This is a genomic window from Cupriavidus cauae, assembly GCF_008632125.1.
GTDB lineage: Bacteria > Pseudomonadota > Gammaproteobacteria > Burkholderiales > Burkholderiaceae > Cupriavidus > Cupriavidus cauae.
The window spans coordinates 91,974-111,544 of record NZ_VWRN01000006.1 but is presented as its reverse complement, the minus strand read 5'-3'; the positions used below and the strand labels follow the sequence as shown (position 1 = coordinate 111,544).

The window sequence follows — 19,571 nt, the reverse complement described above, 5'->3', positions numbered from 1 at the left end:
GCTGCGCCGAGGCGCTGCTGGCCGCGGTGCCGCCGCGCGCCCGCTCCGTTGGCGCGCTGGCCAAGGCGCTGGTCGATGCCGGCTCGCAGGGGCAGTGGCTGACCCAGCAGGCCGCGCGCCTGCTGTGCACCGCCGCGCCGGCGCGGCTGGCGCAATGGGTCGAGGCGGGTTGGGTCAACTGCGAGACGGTGGACCGGCCGCTGCTGACCGCCGCCGAGCCAGGCGGATCCGATGAATCCGCTGATCCCTGCGAGCCCGGCATCCTCAGCCACGACGGCGGCCCCCGCCACTCCGGCGCACCCGGCGCACCCGGCGAACCCGGCGAACCCGGCGAACCCGGCGAACCCGGCGAACCCGGCGACTCGGGCCCCGGTCGCGGTGGCGACCGCCGCGATCCGGCCGATCCTGCCGCAACGGCCGAATCGACGGCCGCAGTACGTCCCCCCACACCCGCCCTGCACCCGGAACAGCGTCAGGCCGTCGACGCCATCGCCGCCGCGATCGGCTTCGCCCCCTTCCTGCTGCACGGCGTCACCGGCAGCGGCAAGACCGAGGTCTATCTGCACGCGATCGCGGCCGCACTGGCGCGCGATCCCGCGGCCCAGGTGCTGATGCTGGTGCCCGAAATCAATCTGACACCGCAGCTGCAGGCGCGCATCGCCGCACGCTTCCCGGCGGCGCCACTGGCCGTCCTGCACAGCGGCATGGCCGATCAGGAGCGCACGCTGCACTGGCTGGCGGCCCATCGCGGCGAAGCGCGTATCGTGCTGGGCACACGGATGGCGGTGATGGCGTCGCTGCCGACGCTGGCGCTGATCGTGGTCGACGAGGAGCACGACACCTCGTACAAGCAGCAGGAGGGCCTGCGCTACTCGGCCCGCGATCTGGCGGTCTGGCGCGCCAAGCAGCTCGGCATCCCGGTGGTGCTCGGCTCGGCCACGCCGTCGATGGAATCCTGGTGGCGCGCCGAGCAGGGGGCCTACCGCAAGCTGGTGCTGCGCGAACGGGCCCAGGCCGACGCGGTGCTGCCGACCGTGCGGCTGGTCGACCTGAATCACGAGCGGCAGCGCCAGCGGCCGCTCTACGAGGGCCTGTCGGCGCCGCTGCTGCAGGCGATCGAGGCGCGCCTGGCCCGCGGCGAGCAAAGCCTGCTGTTCCTGAACCGGCGCGGCTATGCGCCGGTGATCGCCTGCGACAGCTGCGGCTGGCTGTCCGGCTGTCCACGCTGCTCCGCGTACCTGGTGCTGCATCGCCCCGAGCGCTGCCTGCGCTGCCATCACTGCGGGCTCGAGGCCCGCATCCCGCACCACTGCCCCGACTGCGGCAACGTCGACATCGCGCCGCTGGGCCGCGGCACGCAGCGGATCGAGGAGGCGCTGGCCGCGCGCTTCCCGCAGGCCCGCATTGCCCGGATCGACGCCGATTCGACCCGCCGCAAGGGCAGTGCGCAAGCGATGTTCGACGAGGTCCACGCCGGCGAGGTCGACATCCTGGTCGGCACCCAGATGATCGCCAAGGGCCACGACTTCCAGCGCGTGACGCTGGTCGGTATCGTCCATCCCGACGCGGCGATGTTCAGCCACGATTTCCGCGCGGCCGAGCACCTGTTCGCGTCGCTGATGCAGGTGTCGGGCCGCGCCGGCCGCGCCGGCCTGGCGGGCGAGGTGCTGATCCAGACCCGCTATCCGGATGCCCCGGCGCTGCAGGCGCTGGTACGCCACGACTACGACGGCTTTGCGGCCACGCAGCTGCGCGAACGGCGCCAGGCCGGGCTGCCGCCCTTCGTCCATCAGGTACTGGTGACGGCCGAACATGGGCAGTTGCAACGGGCCCTGGACTTCCTGCATGCCGCCCGCGAGCGGGCCGACGGCATGGTGCTGGGCGCCGAGGTGCAACTGCACGACCCGGTACCGATGTCGATGGTGCGAATCGCCAACCGGGAGCGCGCCCAGATGCTGATCGAAAGCGGATCGCGCATGGCACTGCAACGCTTTGTCGGAGAGTGGACGCAAACTTTCAGTGAAGTCGGGACGAGCGTCAAAGGAGTACGCTGGCAGCTGGAGATCGACCCGTTGCGGATCTGACCACGGGCGCACCAAGCCCGCCATCGCCTCTCGGCACACCGGCGGTGCAACCGCATGGAGCCGGTGCCTTCATGGCAGTTGCACCTAGTGGGTTATACCAAGTTGCACCCTGGCTTTCTCCGGGAGTATGATCGCGCCAATTTGCATCACATCGCGCGACTTCCGCACGACCGTCCGGGCTCCATTGAGCGACCCACGGCGGGCGATTGAGAGGCGGCAAGCGCGTTCCTCGGAGATCTCCTCGCATGGCCACCACCACCCTCGGCGTCAAGCTCGACGACGCCTCCCGCGACCGCCTCAAGCGCGTTGCCCAGTCGATCGACCGCACGCCCCACTGGCTGATCAAGCAGGCGATCTTCTCCTACCTGGAGCAGATCGAGCGCGGACAGGCGCCGCACGAGGCGAACGGCAGCGGCCAGCCCGACGCGGACGGGGCCGACACGCTCGACGCGGTGGCCGGCGAGGGCGCGCCACAGCCCTTCCTCGAATTTGCCCAGAGCATCCAGCCGCAGTCGGTGCTGCGCGCGGCGATTACCTCCGCCTACCGCCGGCCCGAAACCGAATGCGTGCCGGTGCTGCTGGAGCAGGCCCGCCTGCCGCAGCAGCAGGCCGACGCCGCGCTGGCGATGGCAAAGAAGCTGGCCCTGAACCTGCGCCAGCAGAAGGGCGGCAGCGGCCGCGAAGGGCTGGTGCAGGGGCTGATCCAGGAATTCTCGCTGTCGTCGCAGGAAGGCGTGGCGCTGATGTGCCTGGCCGAGGCGCTGCTGCGCATTCCCGACAAGGCCACCCGCGACGCGCTGATCCGCGACAAGATCAGCGGCGCCAACTGGCAGTCGCACCTCGGCCAGAGCCCGTCGCTGTTCGTCAACGCCGCCACCTGGGGCCTGCTGGTCACCGGCAAGCTGGTCTCGACCCATAACGAGGCCGGCCTGACCCGCGCGCTGACGCGCATCATCGGCAAGGGCGGCGAGCCGCTGATCCGCAAGGGCGTCGACATGGCGATGCGCCTGATGGGCGAGCAGTTCGTCACCGGCGAGACCATCTCCGAGGCGCTGGCGAACGCGCGCAAGTACGAGGCCCAGGGCTTCCGCTACTCGTACGACATGCTGGGCGAGGCCGCGATGACAGAGGCCGACGCGCAGCGCTATCTGGCCTCCTACGAGCAGGCCATTCACGCGATCGGCCAGGCCTCGCGCGGCCGCGGCATCTACGAGGGCCCGGGCATCTCGATCAAGCTGTCGGCGCTGCATCCGCGCTACAGCCGCGCCCAGCACGAGCGCGTGCTCGGCGAGCTGTACGGGCGCCTGAAGTCGCTGACGCTGCTGGCCCGCCAGTACGACATCGGCATCAACATCGACGCCGAGGAGGCCGACCGGCTGGAAATCTCGCTGGACCTGCTGGAACGGCTCTGCTTCGAGCCCGAGCTGGCCGGGTGGAACGGTATCGGCTTCGTCGTGCAGGGGTACCAGAAGCGTTGCCCGTTCGTGATCGACTACCTGATCGACCTGGCGCGCCGCAGCCGCCATCGCCTGATGATCCGGCTGGTCAAGGGCGCCTACTGGGACAGCGAGATCAAGCGCGCCCAGGTCGACGGCCTGGAGGGTTACCCGGTCTACACGCGCAAGGTCTACACCGATGTGTCGTACCTCGCCTGCGCGCGCAAGCTGCTGTCGGTGCCGGACGCGATCTATCCGCAGTTCGCCACCCACAACGCGCACACGCTGGCCGCGATCTACCAGATCGCCGGCCATAGCTACTACCCCGGACAGTACGAATTCCAGTGCCTGCACGGCATGGGCGAGCCGCTGTACGACCAGGTGGTCGGCCCGGTGGCCGAGGGCAAGCTGAACCGGCCGTGCCGCATCTACGCGCCGGTCGGCACGCACGAGACGCTGCTGGCCTACCTGGTGCGGCGCCTGCTGGAGAACGGCGCCAACACCTCGTTCGTCAACCGCATTGCCGACGACACCATCTCGCTGGACGAGCTGGTCGCCGACCCGGTCGCGCAGGTCGAACGGATGCACAAGGAAGAGGGCACGCTGGGCCTGCCGCATCCGCGCATTCCGATGCCGCGCGGCCTGTACGGCAAGGCGCGCGCCAATTCGGCGGGCCTCGATCTGTCGAACGAACATCGCCTGGCCTCGCTGTCGTCGGCGCTGCTGCACGGCGCGACCGAGCGCCTGAGCGCCGAGCCGATGCTGGGCGTCGACCCCGTGGGCGGCGGCGACACTGCGCCGGTGCTAAATCCCGCCGACCATCGCGATGTGGTGGGGCAGGTCACCGAGGCCAGCGCGGCCGATGTCGAGGCCGCGCTGCAGGCCGCGGTCAATGCCGCGCCGATCTGGCAGGCCACGCCGCCCGAGGTCCGCGCCGCCGCGCTGGAGCGCGCCGCCGACCTGATGGAAGCGCAGATGCAGGCGCTGATGGGCGTGATCATGCGCGAGGCCGGCAAGACGTTCTCGAACGCCATCGCCGAGGTCCGCGAGGCGGTCGACTTCCTGCGCTACTACGCGGTGCAGGTGCGCGAGCATTTCTCCAACGACTCGCATCGCCCGCTGGGTCCGGTGGTCTGCATCAGCCCGTGGAACTTCCCGCTGGCGATCTTCACCGGCCAGGTCGCCGCGGCGCTGGCCGCCGGCAACACGGTGCTGGCCAAGCCCGCGGAGCAAACCCCGCTGATCGCGGCGCAGGCGGTGCGCCTGCTGCGCGAGGCCGGCGTGCCGGCCGGTGCGGTGCAGCTGCTGCCGGGCCGTGGCGAGACCGTCGGCGCGTCGCTGGTCGGCGATGCGCGCGTCAAGGGCGTGATGTTCACCGGCTCGACCGAGGTCGCCCGCCTGCTGCAGCGCAATCTGGCCGGCCGCCTCGATGCCGCCGGCCGCCCGGTGCCGCTGATTGCGGAGACCGGCGGCCAGAACGCGATGATCGTCGATTCGTCGGCGCTGGCCGAGCAGGTGGTCGCCGACGTCGTGAGCTCGGCGTTCGATTCGGCCGGCCAGCGCTGCTCCGCGCTGCGCGTGCTGTGCCTGCAGGAGGATGTGGCCGACCGCGTGCTGGAGATGCTCAAGGGCGCGATGGCCGAGCTGACGATGGCCAACCCGGATCGCCTGTCGACCGACGTCGGTCCGGTGATCGACGAGGAGGCGCGCGCCGGCATCGTCAAGCATATCGAGGCGATGCGCGCCAAGGGCCGTCGCGTGCATCAGGCGGATGCCAACGCGGCGCTGTCGCCGTCGTGCCGCCATGGCACTTTCGTGCCGCCGACGCTGATCGAACTGAACCATATCGGCGAGCTGCAGCGCGAGGTGTTCGGCCCGGTGCTGCACGTGGTGCGCTACCAGCGTTCGCGCCTGGATGCGCTGCTCGACCAGATCAATGCCACCGGCTACGGCCTGACCATGGGCGTGCACACCCGCATCGACGAAACGATCGAGCACATCGTGTCGCGCGCCCATGTCGGCAACCTCTACGTCAACCGCAATATCGTCGGCGCGGTGGTCGGCGTGCAGCCGTTCGGCGGCGAGGGCCTGTCAGGCACCGGTCCGAAGGCCGGCGGTCCGCTCTATCTGCACCGCCTGCTGTCGACCTGCCCGCAGGACGCCTTCGTCGCCGTGGCCCGTGCGGCCGCGGCGGCCGACGCGCCGGCTGCGGAGCCGCGTGCGGCCCTGCGCCCCGAGGCCCAGGCCGCCTTCGATGCCTTCCGCCAGTGGGCGGCATCGGACACAGCCCCGGCGCCGGCGCTGGTGGAGCAGTGCGACCGCTTTGCCGCGGCCTCGACCTCGGGCATGACGGTGACGCTGCCCGGCCCGACCGGCGAGCGCAATACCTACACGCTGCTGCCGCGCGACACCGTGCTGTGCCTGGCGCCGAACGAGGCCGACCTGGCCACGCAGCTGGCGGCGGTGCTGGCGGTCGGCGCCGGCGCGTTGTGCCCGGACGCCGAGCCCGCGCGGACCCTGTATGCGCGGCTGCCGAAGGCAGTACAATCGCGCGTCCGCCTGGTTGCCGACTGGAGCGCGGCCGACGTCGCCTTCGACGCGGTGCTGCACCACGGCGATTCGGACCAGCTGCGCGCGGTGTGCGAACAGGCCGCGCAGCGGCCCGGTCCGATCGTCGGCGTGCAGGGGCTGGGCCACGGCGACACCGGCATCGCGCTGGAGCGTCTGCTGATGGAGCGCTCGCTGTCGGTCAATACCGCGGCGGCCGGCGGCAACGCGAGCCTGATGACGATCGGCTGACCGCGGGGACCGACGGCAACGACAACGATTGACCGCCCGAGCCGGTCCGACGTATCGGTCGGACGTCCGGGTTGGGCGCCAGACAGGCGCAGGTGCGGCGGCGATCCCGCCCTCGCTGCGCCACCGAGAAAGCGTGGTCCGCAGGGGCGGGCCGAACGCTTCCAAGAGTGCAGTGAACCGGCCTACAGGCTACCCAAGGAGAACGGATGAACACGAACTTCCACAAGACGGCGCTGACCGTCGCACTGACGATCGCCGGCCTGACCGCGGCGTCCGCCGCGTTCGCGCAGGCGCAGGAAATCAAGCTCGGCTTTGCCGCGCCGATGACCGGCGGTCAGGCGCAGTACGGCAAGGACATGCAGAACGGCGTGGTGCTGGCGATCGAGCAGATGAACGCCACCAAGCCCAAGATCGGCGGCAAGGAAGTCAAGTTCGTGCTGCTGTCCGAGGACGACCAGGCCGATCCGAAGACCGGCTCGGTGGTGGCGCAGAAGCTGGTCGACAACGGCATCCAGGGCATGCTCGGCCATTTCAACTCGGGCACCAGCATCCCGGCCTCGATGGTCTACAACCGCGCCGGCATCGCGCAGATCGCGATGGCGACCGCGCCCGAATACACCCGCCAGGGCTTCAAGACCACCTTCCGCATGATGACCTCCGACACCCAGCAGGGTTCGGTGCTCGGCAACTACGTGGTCAAGAAGCTCGGCGCGAAGAACATCGCCATCGTCGATGACCGTACCGCCTACGGCCAGGGCCTGGCCGACGAGTTCGAGAAGGCCGCCAAGGCCGCCGGCGGCAAGATCGTGCGCCGCGAGTTCACCAACGACAAGGCGGTGGACTTCAAGGCCGTGCTGACCAACATCAAGCGCAGCAACCCGGACATCATCTTCTTCGGCGGCGCCGAGACGCAGTCCGCGCCGATGGCCAAGCAGATCAAGGAACTGGGCCTGAAGTCGCCGCTGGTGTCGGGCGAGATGTCCAAGACCGACAACTTCCTGAAGCTGGCCGGTCCCGCCGCGGAAGGCACGGTGGTGTCGCTGGCCGGCCTGCCGCTGGAGCAGATGCCGGGCGGCGCCAAGTATGCGCAGGACTACGAGAAGCGTTTCAAGAGCAAGGTCCAGACCTACTCGCCGTATGCCTACGACGGCGCCACCGCGCTGATGACGGCGATGGTCAAGGCCGGCTCGGCCGATCCGGCGCGCTATCTGCCGGTGCTGGCGGCGACCAACATGCCGGGCGTCACCACCAAGACGCTGGCGTACGACGCGCGCGGCGACCTGAAGGACGGCGGCATCACCGTCTACAAGGTCGTGGGCGGCAAGTGGACCGTGCTGGAAACGCTGGGCGGCAAGTAAGCCCGGGTTTTCCACAGCGGGTCGACATTGGGTCCACTGTCCCGGAATTCCACAGTCCCACAGTTGGCCTGTGGTCCGGAACGCCACCCCTCGGGGTGGCGTTTTCTTTGGCCGCCGCATCACCACCGCATCACCACCGCATGGGCCGCGGCGTTGGCCGCCGGCTTGACCACCAGGGCGGCGGCATCCGGCCGGCTCGACCCGCTTCCACGGCCTTGCCTCCCGCGTGGCGCATAATCGCGGTCTTGCCGTTTCCTCGCTATCCCAGTTGTCCCTCTTTGCCCATCACCCTGAAGGAGTACCCGTGTCCGCGCAGCCAGTCAGCTACGACCACGCCATCGAGCTTGCCACGCAGGAGCGCTACGACGAAGCGCTGGCGGTGATCGACGCGTTGGCGCGCCAGCGGCCCGAGGTCGTCGATTACGAGGCGCTGCGCGCCCGGCTGCTGTTCGACAAGGGCGAGCCCGAGCAGGCGCTGGCCGCGCTCGAGGCGGCGCTGTCCCGCCTGCCCGAGCTGCCGCTGCATCCCGCGCACCGCTGGGCCTCGCGCGGCGTGCTGGCGCATCGCTACGGCATGCTGCTGATGAACCAGCAGCGTTTCGCCGAGGCGCTGCCCTGGCTGGAAGAGGCGGCCCGGCGCAACGGGCTGGCCACCGGCGAATGGAGCGCGCAGCTGCATGCGGGGCTGGCGCACTATCGGCTGCGCCAGTTCGCCGAGGCCGGCCGCTATTGGTACGACCTGCTGTATCGCGCGCCGGACCTGGGTGCGCACGACATCCTGAGCCTGGCGGCCGCGCACGTGCAGGGCGCCGAGTCCGAGGGACAGCGCGCCGAACCGATGCTGCGGCTGTGCCTGGCCCGCATCGGCCTGGACAATGCCGATCTGCTGGAGATGAGCGAGGAGCAGGGCGACGCGCTGGCCGCGCAGCAGGCGCAGATGGTGCTGGCCGAGAACCCGGACCATCCGCACGCGCGCCGCATCCTCGCGCCGCTGCGGCTGCGGGCCGGCGATCTCGCCGGTGCGCGCGACGACCTGGCGGTCTACCAGCGCCAGGTGCCGGACCCGAAGGCGCAGATACGCGAGCTCGAGTGGCGCCATCAGGGCGGCGAGGCCGAGCCCTGGCGCGACTTCGTGCTGACCGACGCGGCCACCGACGCGCATGGCTACTACCTTGCCGGGCTGGCGCTGGCCGACTTCATCGAGCGCGTGCCGGCGGCGGCGGAAGCGCTGCGGCCACAGCTGCTGCGCGCCTGGCAAACGGGCCTGGCCCGCTTCGAGCAGTATTTCGCCACCGGGGAAGGCGGCTACGATGACGCCGACCCGCATATCTATTCGCTGCTGTGCGACCGGCTGGCGCGCCGGCTCGATCTCGACGATGCCGCGCAGCGCGACGAACGCATCGCGCTGCATGAGAAGGGCATTGCCGTCAGCGATTTCATCGAGCACTGGCTCGATCTGCTGGCCTGCCACGACGCCGCCGGACGCCATCAGCGGGTGGTCGAGATCGCCGGCGAGGTGCTGAACCGCTATCCGCTGGATCGCCATGCGGGACACGTGACCTGGGTGTTCAGCCGGCTGATCCACGCGTGGAAGGCGATCGGCGGCAGCGAGGCGATCGGCGCGGCGCGGGCCGCGATCGCCCATATGGAGGCGCGGCTTGACGCGCTGCCGGTCGAGGAACGCAGCGAGGCGGCGCTGTCGATGGCCCATGCGCGCACGCATTTCGCCACGCTGCTGGGGAATTCGGCCGGATCGATGGAAGCGCGCGAACGCGCGCTGGCGCTGGACGAGATCGAGGCCCTGCAGGCGCGCGCGGTGGTGGTCGAGGACGCCTGGGTCTACGACGCCTTTGGCCGCATCTGGCGCGGCCTGGCCGACAACGAGCGCGCCTTGCCGCTGTTCGAGCGCGCCATCGCGCTGACCGAGGGCGATGCCGAGGACCAGGCCGCGGCGCGGCTGCAGCGCGGGCTGATCCGGCTCGACGCGCAGCAATACGCCGAGGCGCTGACCGACTTCCATGCCGCCTTCGCGGTGCGCGACAACTGGGAGGCGGACGTGCATCTGCATGCGGCGCAGGCCGCGCTGGGTCTGGCGAGGCGCGAGGAGGCGCGCGATCTGTTCCTGCAGGCCCGCGCGCGTGGGGCCGCGCAAGGGCGTACCCGCGCGTTGTATGCGAAGGTCGAAAACGCACTGAAGGCGACGCGGCCGGCGTGGAAACTGTGGGGCGTCTAAGCCTGAGGTGCAGGCCGCGCGCGTGAGTGTGGACGCGCCGGAGACGCGCCGGAGACGCGATGGAGACGCGATGGAGACGCGATGGAGACGCGATCCGATAGCGCGTCGGCGGAAACCTCAGCAAAACTCGTGCCTTGTCGGACAAACCCGGACACGGGTTCAAAGGCCCTTCCGTTAGGATGTCACCCATGAATGGATTGAGCCAACTATTTCCGACCTGGCCGCTCGCACCCAGCGGGCTGTTCTGGGTCGGCCTCGCGCTGGTAGGCGCGGGCCTTGCCGGCGAAATTTGCCGGATGTATCTGAGATTGCCGCGTATCGTCGGTTATGCCGCCACCGGCCTGCTGGCCGGCACGCTGGGCCGCCCCATCGTCGACCAGACGATGATCGCGCAGACCCGCATCCTGATCGACATGGCGCTGGCGCTGGCCCTGTTCGAACTCGGCCATCGCCTGTCGCTGGTCTGGCTGCGGGCCAATCGCTGGCTGCTGTTTACCAGTGCCTCGGAGAGCCTGCTGACCTGGGGCCTCGTCACCGCGGTGCTGCAATGGATCGGCGTGAGCCCGACGGTCGCCATCCTCGCCGGCGGCATCGCGGTCAGCACGTCGCCGTCGATCGTGCTGCAGCTGAAGAACGAATTGCGTGCCGAAGGCCAGGTCACCGAACGGCTGATGGCGATGACCGCCCTCAACAGCATGTATGCCGCGGTAATCGTGCAGCTGGCGACCGGCTGGCTGCATTCGGAATACGGCAATCTGGGCGCGGCGCTGCTGCATCCGCTGTATCTGCTGGTCGGCTCGTGCGTGCTGGCGTGGCTCGTCGGCAAGCTGAGCCAGGCGGTCTATGCGCGGATGCCGGCCGACGATCAGTACAGCTTTCTGGTGCTGGTCGGCATCGTGCTGTTCACGCTGGCGCTGACGCGGCTGCTGAAGCTGTCGATGCCGTTGACGCTGCTGCTGGCTGGCGTCGTCTTCAAGCATCAGGACAATCAGCCGCGCGTGTGGCCCGCGCACTTCGGCAGCGCCGGTACGCTGCTGATCATCGTGATGGTGGTGTCGCTGGGGCTGCCGGTGACCGTGCGCGACTGGTCCATCGCCGGCGTCGCCGCGATCGTGCTGGTGCTGCTGCGGCATCTGGCCAAGCTCGGCGGCGTGGTGTCGCTGGGTTCGTTCTCGGGCCTGAGCATCCGGCAGTGCGTGGCGCTTGGCGTGGCGCTGGGGCCGATGTCGGGTCTGGCTTACCTGCTGATGAGCGATGTGGCGCGGCTCTATCCTGAAACCGGGGAAATGCTCAACGCGATCGTGCTGTGCGCGCTGGCGATCGAGCAGATCGCGGCGCCGGTATTGGCCGCATGGGCACTTCGCTATGCCGGCGAGGTCAGAGGCAATGGAGGAGGGCGCTGATGTCACTCGAACCGTTCAAGCAATCCGAGGCGCTGACCTTCGGCGTCGAGCTGGAAATGCAGCTGGTCAATCGCCATGACTACGATCTGGCGCCGTTCGCCCCCGATCTGCTGCGGCTGCTGAAGGGCGCCCAGCATGCCGGCGATATCAAGCCGGAGATCAGTCCGTCGATGATCGAGATCAGCACCGGCATCTGCCATGACTACGCGCAGGCGCTGTCCGAGTTGACCACGATGCGCGACCTGATGGTCGAGGCCTCGCATTCGCTGAACCTGGGCATCTGCGGCGGCGGCACGCATCCGTTCCAGCAGTGGGCCGATCGCACCATCTCCGACTCGCCGCGCTACCAGTACATCTCCGAGCTGTACGGCTACCTGGCCAAGCAGTTCACCGTGTTCGGCCAGCACGTGCATATCGGCTGCCCGACCGCGGACGATTCGCTGTTCCTGCTGCATGCGATCGGCCGCTACGTGCCGCACTTCATTGCGCTGGCGGCGTCGTCGCCGTATGTGCAGGGCGTCGATACCGGCTTCGCTTCCGCGCGACTGAATTCGGTCGCTGCCTTCCCGATGAGCGGCCGCGCGCCCTTCATGCTGACTTGGGACGCCTTCACCGCGTACTTCGAGAAGATGCGCAAGACGGGCGTGATCGAGAGCATGAAGGACTTCTACTGGGATATTCGCCCCAAGCCGGAATTCGGCACCATCGAAGTCCGCGTCATGGACACGCCGCTGACGGTCGCGCGCGCCTGCGACATTGCGGCCTATATCCAGGCGCTGGCGCGCTATCTGCTGCTGTCGCGTCCCTTCATGCCGGAAGAGGACGACTACCTGGTCTATACCTTCAACCGCTTCCAGGCCTGCCGCTTCGGACTCGACGGCGAATACGTGCATCCGAACGAACTGACGCGGATGCCGATCGCCGACCATATCCTGTCGATCTGCGACGTGCTGGTGCCGCACGCCGAAGCGCTCGGTTCGCTGGAGGCGCTGGCCAATATTCGCATGCTGGCCGCCAGCCGCAGCGGCGACGCCGAATGGGCGCGCCAGGTCGATGCCGATACGCGCAGTCTGCGTGAGGCGGTGCGGCAGAGCTGCGAGCGCTGGGCAGGGTAAGAGAGTCTTTGTGCCGGGCCGCGCCGCTGCGATCCTTGCCTTCCCTGCGATCACAGCAACCGCTGCGATCGCGGGGCGCGGCGGTCAGACCCCGTGCGGGATGCTGTCGCCGTCGCCGAGCCCGAGCCGCTGGTTCGCCGGTACCGCGACCGCCAGCAGCTTCGGCGGCGGCAGGTTCAGGCCCTTCATCATCTCGATGAACTCTTCGCGTGTGCGGCCGCACAGCCGGCTGTTGGTGGCCCGTTCGTGACCGATGGTCGAATGGGTGCGGCCCTTGTAGTCATGGGCCGGATATACCAGCGTGTCGTCGGGCAGCGCAAACAGCTTGCGCGTCAGGCTGTCGTATAGCGTGCCGGCGTCGCCGGACTGGAAGTCGGTGCGTCCGCAGCCGTCGATCAGCAGCGCATCGCCGGTAAAGACCCGGCGCACCACGCCGCCGTCCGGCTGCGCCTCTTCCCACAGATAGCTCATGCTGCCGGCGGTATGTCCCGGCGTATGGATGGCGCGCAGCGTTTGCGTGCCGAACGGGATCGTGTCGCCGTCGATCAGCTGCTTCAGCGCCGGCCGGATATCGCAGCCCGACGGCGCGGCGGTATGCGCGCCGGTGCGTTGCGCGAGATGGCCGGCAGAGGTGATGTGGTCGGCGTGCGCATGCGTCTCGATGACCCAGGCAAGCCGTACCGCGGTCTGCTGCACCAGCGCGAGATCCCGTTCGAGCTGACGGTCGACCGGATCGATCAGCACGGCGTCACGAGTCGCCGCGTCGATCAGCAGGTAGGTGTAGGTACTGGACTCGCGGTCGAAGAGTTGATGGAAGGTTTGCATCTGCGGGAATACTAACGAAGCGCCGCCTGGCGCTAGTCTTCGAATACGTCGGCGAGGTGCTGGGCGCTCAGCAGTCTTTCTCCCCAGGCTTCCAATTGTTCAAGCCGGGCGCTGTTCAGCCGTGATTCGAGTTCGGCTGGCAGAGGGCCGAAGCGCTTGGCAAGCAGATTTCGCAGGAGCATGGCCTGACCCTGCTGCAGGCCCTCCTGCAGACCTACCTGCCGGCCCTCCTGCAGTCCTGCCTGTCGGCCTTCCTGCAGACCTGCCTGCCGGCCTTCCTGCAGACCTACCTGTCGGCCTTCTCGCCGGCCTTCCTGCAGTCCTACCTGCCAACCTTCCTGCAGGCCTTCCCGCTTGTAATTGGCCTTCCACTGCGCAATATTCGTCGACAGCGACATTTCAGCCTCCATCAGGTTGTGTATGTCCGTTAAATACAAACCGGCCCGGCGATGCCGTGAGCCTACATGCTTCAGCCATCGTACGAAAGTGTCCTCCAGGACCGGGTCGTCGGCCACGCGCAGCCTGATCCAGCGAACCGCTTCGAGCATCGCCGTCTCCGTCTCCGCGTTCTCGAAGCGGAACACCGCGGCGACGAGATTGTCGAGCGTGGCCAGTTCCTCATCTGAATATCGCCGCGCGTCCACCAGAAGATATTCGAAGCGCGGCTGGCAGCGGCACAAGTCATCTGGCAGCCGCGGCGACAGATCCGCGATATCGGTCTTTGCCGTCCAGCTGCCTTCCCCGTTGTAGACCACGATCGGCAGGACCGGCGGCAACTGGCCGTCTGGCAGTATATTCCGCCCACGGATCAGCTCCAGATCCAACGACGTGACGTAATTCGTCATGCGAATCGCCATATGGCGATCGATGGTGCTCTGGAATTCGATCAGCAGATAGAGGTAGACCCACTCGCCGCCGGCCTGGATGCGCCAGACCATGTCGCTGGCGCGCTGGCGAAGGCGGTCCGTAACGTAGTTGCTCGAGATACGTTCGAGGGTGTCGAAGTCCAGCGCGCGGACCCACGCGCTCGGCACGAAATCCCGCAGCAGATCACGGACGAATTCCGGTGTGGAGAACAACAGCTTGTAACAGGCATCGTGGCTCGGCATGGCTCGCGCATCGCAGTTGCGGTGCCGAGAGAATGCCGCGCCGAAGGGCCGCGAGATTCCACAAAAGTGCGTGCTACTTTAGTGTTCGAGCTTCAGCACTCGACGATATTGACGGCGAGCCCGCCGCGCGCCGTTTCCTTGTACTTGGTCTTCATGTCGGCACCGGTCTCGCGCATGGTCTTGATCACCGAATCGAGCGAGACATAGTGATTGCCGTCGCCGCGCAAGGCCATGCGCGCGGCGTTGACCGCCTTGACCGAGGCCATCGCATTGCGCTCGATGCAGGGAATCTGCACCAGCCCGCCGACCGGATCGCAGGTCAGCCCCAGGTTGTGTTCCATGCCGATTTCCGCGGCATTCTCGACCTGCTCCGGCGTGCCGCCGAGCACGGCCGCCAGCGCGCCCGCTGCCATCGAACACGCGACGCCAACCTCGCCCTGGCAGCCGACTTCGGCGCCGGAGATCGACGCGTTCAGCTTGTACAGCAGACCGATCGCGCCGGCCGTCAGCAGGAAGTCGATCACGCCGCGCTCGTTCGCACTGGGCACGAAGCGATCGTAGTAATGCAGCACGGCCGGGATGATGCCCGCCGCGCCATTGGTCGGCGCGGTCACCACGCGGCCACCGGCCGCGTTCTCCTCGTTGACGGCCATCGCATAGAGGTTGACCCAGTCCATCACCGACAGCGGGTCGGACAGCGTCCGTTCGGCGCGCTCGGTCAGATTGCGGTACAGCTCCGGCGCGCGCCGCTTGACCTTGAACGGGCCCGGCAGCTCGCCATCGGTGCGGCAGCCGCGCGCGACGCAGGCCTGCATCACCTGCCAGATATGCAACAGGCCGGCGCGCACATCGGCTTCGCTGCGCCAGGTGCATTCGTTTTCGAGCATCAGCTGCGCGATCGACTTGCCGCTGCTGCTCGCCATGTCGAGCATCGCGCGGCCGCTGCGGAAGGGATGCGGCAGTTGCCGGTCGGCCTCGAGCACCTGCGTGTTCGCCGCGCCCGCGCTGACGACGAAGCCGCCGCCTACCGACAGATAGCGGCCTTCGCGCAGCGTCGCGCCGGCGGCATCGAAGGCATGGAATTTCATGCCGTTCGGATGCTCGGCCAGCGCTTCGCGCCGGTAGAACGCGATATGTTCCTTTTCGACGAAGGGAATCGGATGCTTGCCGAGCAGGGACAGCGTGCGCGAAGCGCGCAGCGCTGCCAGCCTGGCGTCGATGGTGTCCGGATCGATGGTATCGGGCGCCTCGCCGAGCAGGCCGAGAATCACGCCCTTGTCGGTGCCGTGCCCCTTGCCGGTCGCGCCGAGCGAGCCGTACAGCTCGACCCGCACGCTGGCCACCTGCGGCAGCAGGCCGTCGCGCTCCAGTCCATGCGCGAACATGCCGGCCGCACGCATCGGTCCCACCGTATGCGAGCTGGACGGCCCGATGCCGACCTTGAACAGGTCGAATACGCTGACAGCCACGTTGGTCTCCTATCGTTTGCCGGCGGTTTGCCGGCTTCCGCCGCGGCTTGCCGTCCGGCCAGGCGCGATACGGGCTAGACCGGCCGATCGTCCTCGGGGCGTTCCCACAACGAGACGCCGGGGCCGGGCGGTTCCTCCGGCAGTTCCTTGCGCTTGAGCACGCTGATGGCGCCGTCGTTCTCCAGGATCGCGATATAGACGTCGTCCAGGCTGGCGCAGCCCTCGCGCCGCAATACCTTCATCAGATCGTCGCTGGTCAGCCGCGCGCCGTGCATGACCTTGTCGATCACCTTGCCATGGCGGATCAGCAGCTGGGGGTGGCCCTCGACCGCGTACTCGAACTTGCGGCTGCGCCAGCTGAGCCAGCTGACCAGCACGTTGATGCCGATCAGCGTGGCGGCGAGGATCAGGCCTGCGGATACCGACTTGTCATCGCCGACCATGGCGTTCTGCACGCCTTCGGACAGGATCAGCAGCAGGATCAGATCGAACGGGGTCATCTGTCCGATCTGCCGCTTGCCGCCCAGCCGCATCATGATCAGCAGCGCGAAATAGACGATCAGTCCTCGGACGATAAATTCCCACCACGGTGCGCTCATCTCCCACATCGACAGTCTCCTTACCGATGACAGCCCCGGCGCGAATGCCGGGAACTCAGGCCCGGACGCGGAACCGCGTCCGGGCGGCGATGGAGCCGCCGTGCCGGGATCGCCCGCAGTGCCCGCCGACTATGTGCCGACTGCCCGCGGACTGCCTGCTTACTCCTCGTACGCGCTCATCGGCACGCACGAGCAGAACAGGTTGCGATCGCCGTAGACGTTGTCGGCACGGCCGACCGGCGGCCAGTACTTCTGCGTCCGCAGCGAGGCGACCGGATAAGCGGCTTCCTCACGAGTGTACTTGTGGTTCCACTCATTGGCAGTGATGACCGCGGCGGTGTGCGGCGCGTTCTTCAGCGGGTTGTCCTCGCGGTCGAAGCTGCCGTCCTCGACACGGGCGATTTCCTTGCGGATCGCGATCATCGCGTCGATGAAGCGGTCCAGCTCGTGCAGCGCCTCGCTCTCGGTCGGCTCGATCATCAGCGTGCCCGGCACCGGGAAGCTCATGGTCGGCGCATGGAAGCCATAGTCCATCAGCCGCTTGGCGACATCCTCGTTGCTGATGCCGGTCGCCTTCTGGATCGGACGCAGGTCGAGAATGCACTCGTGCGCGATATGGCCGTTGCCGCCCGTGTACAGTACCGGGTAGTAGTCCGACAGCCGCTTGGCGACGTAGTTGGCCGCCAGGATCGCGTTCTCGGTGGCCGCCGTCAGGCCGCGCGCGCCCATCATCGCGATATACATCCACGAAATCGGCAGGATGCTGGCCGAGCCGTAGGGCGCGGCCGAGATCGCGCCGATGCCGTCTGCCGCGCGGCGGTAGCCGCTGCTGGCGTGGTTCGGCAGGAACGGCGCCAGATGCGCGCCGACCGCGACCGGACCGACGCCCGGGCCGCCGCCGCCGTGCGGAATGCAGAAGGTCTTGTGCAGGTTCAGGTGCGACACGTCGCCGCCGAACTGCCCCGGCGCCGCGGTGCCCACCATTGCGTTCATGTTGGCGCCGTCGACATAGACCTGCCCGCCGTGGCTGTGCACGATCTCGCAGATGCGCTGCACGCCTTCCTCGAACACGCCGTGCGTGGACGGATAGGTGATCATGATCGCCGCCAGGTTCCTGCTGTGCTGCGCGGCCTTCTTCTCCAGGTCGGCCAGATCGACGTTGCCGTCCTCGTCGCAGGCCACCACGACCACCTGCATGCCGGCCATCTGCGCGGACGCCGGATTGGTGCCGTGCGCCGACGACGGGATCAGGCAGATATTGCGATGGCTCTCGCCGCGGCTCGCGTGGTAGGCGTGGATGATCTGCAGACCCGCGTACTCGCCTTGCGAGCCGGCGTTCGGCTGCAGGCTGACGGCGGCGTAGCCGGTGGCCGCGCACAGCATCGCCTCGAGCTGGGCGATCATTTCGCGGTAGCCGACGGTCTGGTCGTCCGGCGCGAACGGATGGATGCTCGAAAACTCGGGCCAGGTGACCGGAATCATCTCGCTGGTCGCGTTGAGCTTCATCGTGCAGGAGCCCAGCGGGATCATCGTGCGATCGAGTGCCAGGTCCTTGTCGGCCAGCATGCGCAGATAGCGCAGCATCTCGTGCTCGGCGTGATGCGTGTTGAAGACCGGATGCGTCAGGTAGGCGCTCTGGCGCGACAGCGCGGCCGGATAGCCGTCATCGGCCGCGGCTTCCAGTGCGTCGAAGGCCGGCACCGGCTTGCCCTGCGCGAAGATCTCCCACAGCGCGACCACATCGTCGCGGGTGGTGGTCTCGTCCAGCGAGATGCCGACGTGCGTCGCACCGGCGCGGCGCAGATTGATGCGGCGCGCGGCGGCCGCGGCGTGGATCGCCTCGGTGGCGTCGCCGGTCTCGATGGTCAGCGTGTCGAAGAAGGTCTGGTTGCTGCGCGCGTAGCCCAGCGCCTGCAGGCCGCCGGCCAGCGTCGCGGTCAGGCGATGCACGCGTTGCGCGATGCGCTTCAGGCCTTGCGGACCGTGGTAGACCGCGTACATCGACGCCATCACCGCCAGCAGCACCTGCGCGGTACAGATGTTCGAGGTCGCCTTTTCGCGGCGGATATGCTGCTCGCGCGTCTGCAGCGCGAGCCGGTAGGCCGGGTTGCCCTGCGCGTCGACCGTGACGCCGACCAGGCGGCCCGGCATCGAGCGCTTGTAGGCGTCCTTGACGGCCATATAGCCGGCGTGCGGGCCGCCGAAGCCGAGCGGCACGCCGAAGCGCTGCGAATTGCCGACGGCCACGTCGGCGCCCCATTCGCCGGGCGCGGTGAGCAGCGTCAGCGCCAGCAGGTCCGCCGCGGCGACCACCAGGCCGCCGGCCGCGTGGACCGCATCGGCGATCGCGCGGTAGTCCGCCACGTCGCCGTTGACGCCCGGGTATTGCAGCAGCACGCCGAAGGCATGCGCCTGCGCCGCGTCGGCGGCGGGACCGACCTTGACCTCGATGCCGAGCGGCAGCGCGCGCGTGCGCACCACTTCGATCGTCTGCGGCAGCACGTCGTCGGCCACATAGAAGGTATTCGACGCGTGCTTGTTCACGCGCTGCAGCAGCGTCATCGCCTCGGCCGCGGCCGTGCCTTCGTCGAGCATCGACGCATTGGCGATATCGAGGCCGGTCAGGTCGGTGACCATCTGCTGGAAGTTCAACATCGCTTCCAGGCGGCCCTGCGAGATCTCCGGCTGGTACGGCGTGTACGCGGTGTACCAGGCCGGGTTCTCGAAGATATTGCGCAGGATCACGCCCGGCGTCAGCGTGTTGTAGTAGCCCTGGCCGATGAAGCTCTTGAACACCTTGTTCTTGCCGGCGATGCCGCGCAGCTTGGCCAGCGCGGCTTCCTCGGTCAGCGGCTCGGTGAATTCGCCCAGCGGCATGCCGTCGCGGCGGCGGATCGCGGCCGGGATGATGGCATCCATCAGCGCGGCGCGGCTGTCGTAGCCCAGCACCTTCAGCATGTGCTGCTGTTCGGCGGCGTCGGGACCGATATGGCGGTGGGAGAAGGCGTCGCGAGCTTCGAGTTCGGCCAGCGAAGGGCGAGCGGATTGAGCGGCGTTCATGGGCAGGGGAGCGTTCATGGCAAGTGACTCGGAGAGGCGGGCCGGGACATGGTGGTCAGCCATGGCCCCCGGCGCCGCGGG

General features: G+C 68.4%; 11 protein-coding genes. 6 read left to right on the top strand and 5 right to left on the bottom strand.

Annotated features, from left to right (window positions below):
* Window positions 1–14: 14 nt before the first annotated feature.
* The 6 genes from F1599_RS01955 to F1599_RS01930 all read left to right on the top strand — a co-directional run bounded on the left by F1599_RS01955 (window position 15) and on the right by F1599_RS01930 (window position 12,428).
* Entirely contained in the window at window positions 15–2,084 is a 2,070-nt protein-coding gene (locus F1599_RS01955; protein ID WP_223819427.1) for a primosomal protein N', read from the top strand.
* Window positions 2,085–2,329: 245 nt separating this feature from the next.
* Entirely contained in the window at window positions 2,330–6,319 is a 3,990-nt protein-coding gene (putA, locus tag F1599_RS01950; RefSeq protein ID WP_150082051.1) for a trifunctional transcriptional regulator/proline dehydrogenase/L-glutamate gamma-semialdehyde dehydrogenase, read from the top strand.
* Window positions 6,320–6,525: 206 nt separating this feature from the next.
* Window positions 6,526–7,677: a branched-chain amino acid ABC transporter substrate-binding protein gene (locus F1599_RS01945; protein ID WP_150082049.1), complete on the top strand. Its 1,152-nt coding sequence runs from the start codon at window positions 6,526–6,528 to the stop codon at window positions 7,675–7,677.
* Between the two features lie 304 nt (window positions 7,678–7,981).
* Window positions 7,982–9,910, top strand: a complete 1,929-nt coding sequence (locus F1599_RS01940) for a tetratricopeptide repeat protein (protein WP_150082047.1) — start codon at window positions 7,982–7,984, stop codon at window positions 9,908–9,910.
* A 179-nt stretch (window positions 9,911–10,089) separates the two neighbouring features.
* Window positions 10,090–11,313: a cation:proton antiporter gene (locus F1599_RS01935; protein WP_187829137.1), complete on the top strand. Its 1,224-nt coding sequence runs from the start codon at window positions 10,090–10,092 to the stop codon at window positions 11,311–11,313.
* Window positions 11,313–12,428 carry a YbdK family carboxylate-amine ligase gene (locus tag F1599_RS01930; protein WP_150082045.1) on the top strand — a complete coding sequence of 372 codons (1,116 nt, stop codon included), beginning with the start codon at window positions 11,313–11,315 and terminating at the stop codon, window positions 12,426–12,428. The genes F1599_RS01935 and F1599_RS01930 overlap by 1 nt, the downstream gene beginning before the upstream one ends.
* Before the next feature lie 84 nt (window positions 12,429–12,512).
* Here the strand turns inward: F1599_RS01930 and F1599_RS01925 are convergent, their stop codons facing one another.
* The 5 genes from F1599_RS01925 to gcvP all read right to left on the bottom strand — a co-directional run bounded on the left by F1599_RS01925 (window position 12,513) and on the right by gcvP (window position 19,508).
* Window positions 12,513–13,253, bottom strand: a complete 741-nt coding sequence (locus tag F1599_RS01925; RefSeq protein ID WP_150082043.1) for an MBL fold metallo-hydrolase — start codon at window positions 13,251–13,253, stop codon at window positions 12,513–12,515.
* A gap of 32 nt (window positions 13,254–13,285) precedes the next feature.
* Complete coding sequence (locus tag F1599_RS01920) at window positions 13,286–14,362, bottom strand: Rpn family recombination-promoting nuclease/putative transposase (protein ID WP_150082041.1); 1,077 nt, start codon at window positions 14,360–14,362, stop codon at window positions 13,286–13,288.
* A 92-nt stretch (window positions 14,363–14,454) separates the two neighbouring features.
* Window positions 14,455–15,831, bottom strand: a complete 1,377-nt coding sequence (locus tag F1599_RS01915; protein ID WP_149317493.1) for an L-serine ammonia-lyase — start codon at window positions 15,829–15,831, stop codon at window positions 14,455–14,457.
* Window positions 15,832–15,905: 74 nt separating this feature from the next.
* Window positions 15,906–16,439 (bottom strand): DUF421 domain-containing protein, encoded by a 534-nt coding sequence (locus F1599_RS01910; RefSeq protein ID WP_149317494.1) that lies wholly within the window; start codon window positions 16,437–16,439, stop codon window positions 15,906–15,908.
* Between the two features lie 150 nt (window positions 16,440–16,589).
* Window positions 16,590–19,508, bottom strand: coding sequence for an aminomethyl-transferring glycine dehydrogenase (gene gcvP, locus F1599_RS01905; protein ID WP_150082039.1), 2,919 nt, complete (start codon window positions 19,506–19,508; stop codon window positions 16,590–16,592).
* Window positions 19,509–19,571 lie beyond the last annotated feature (63 nt).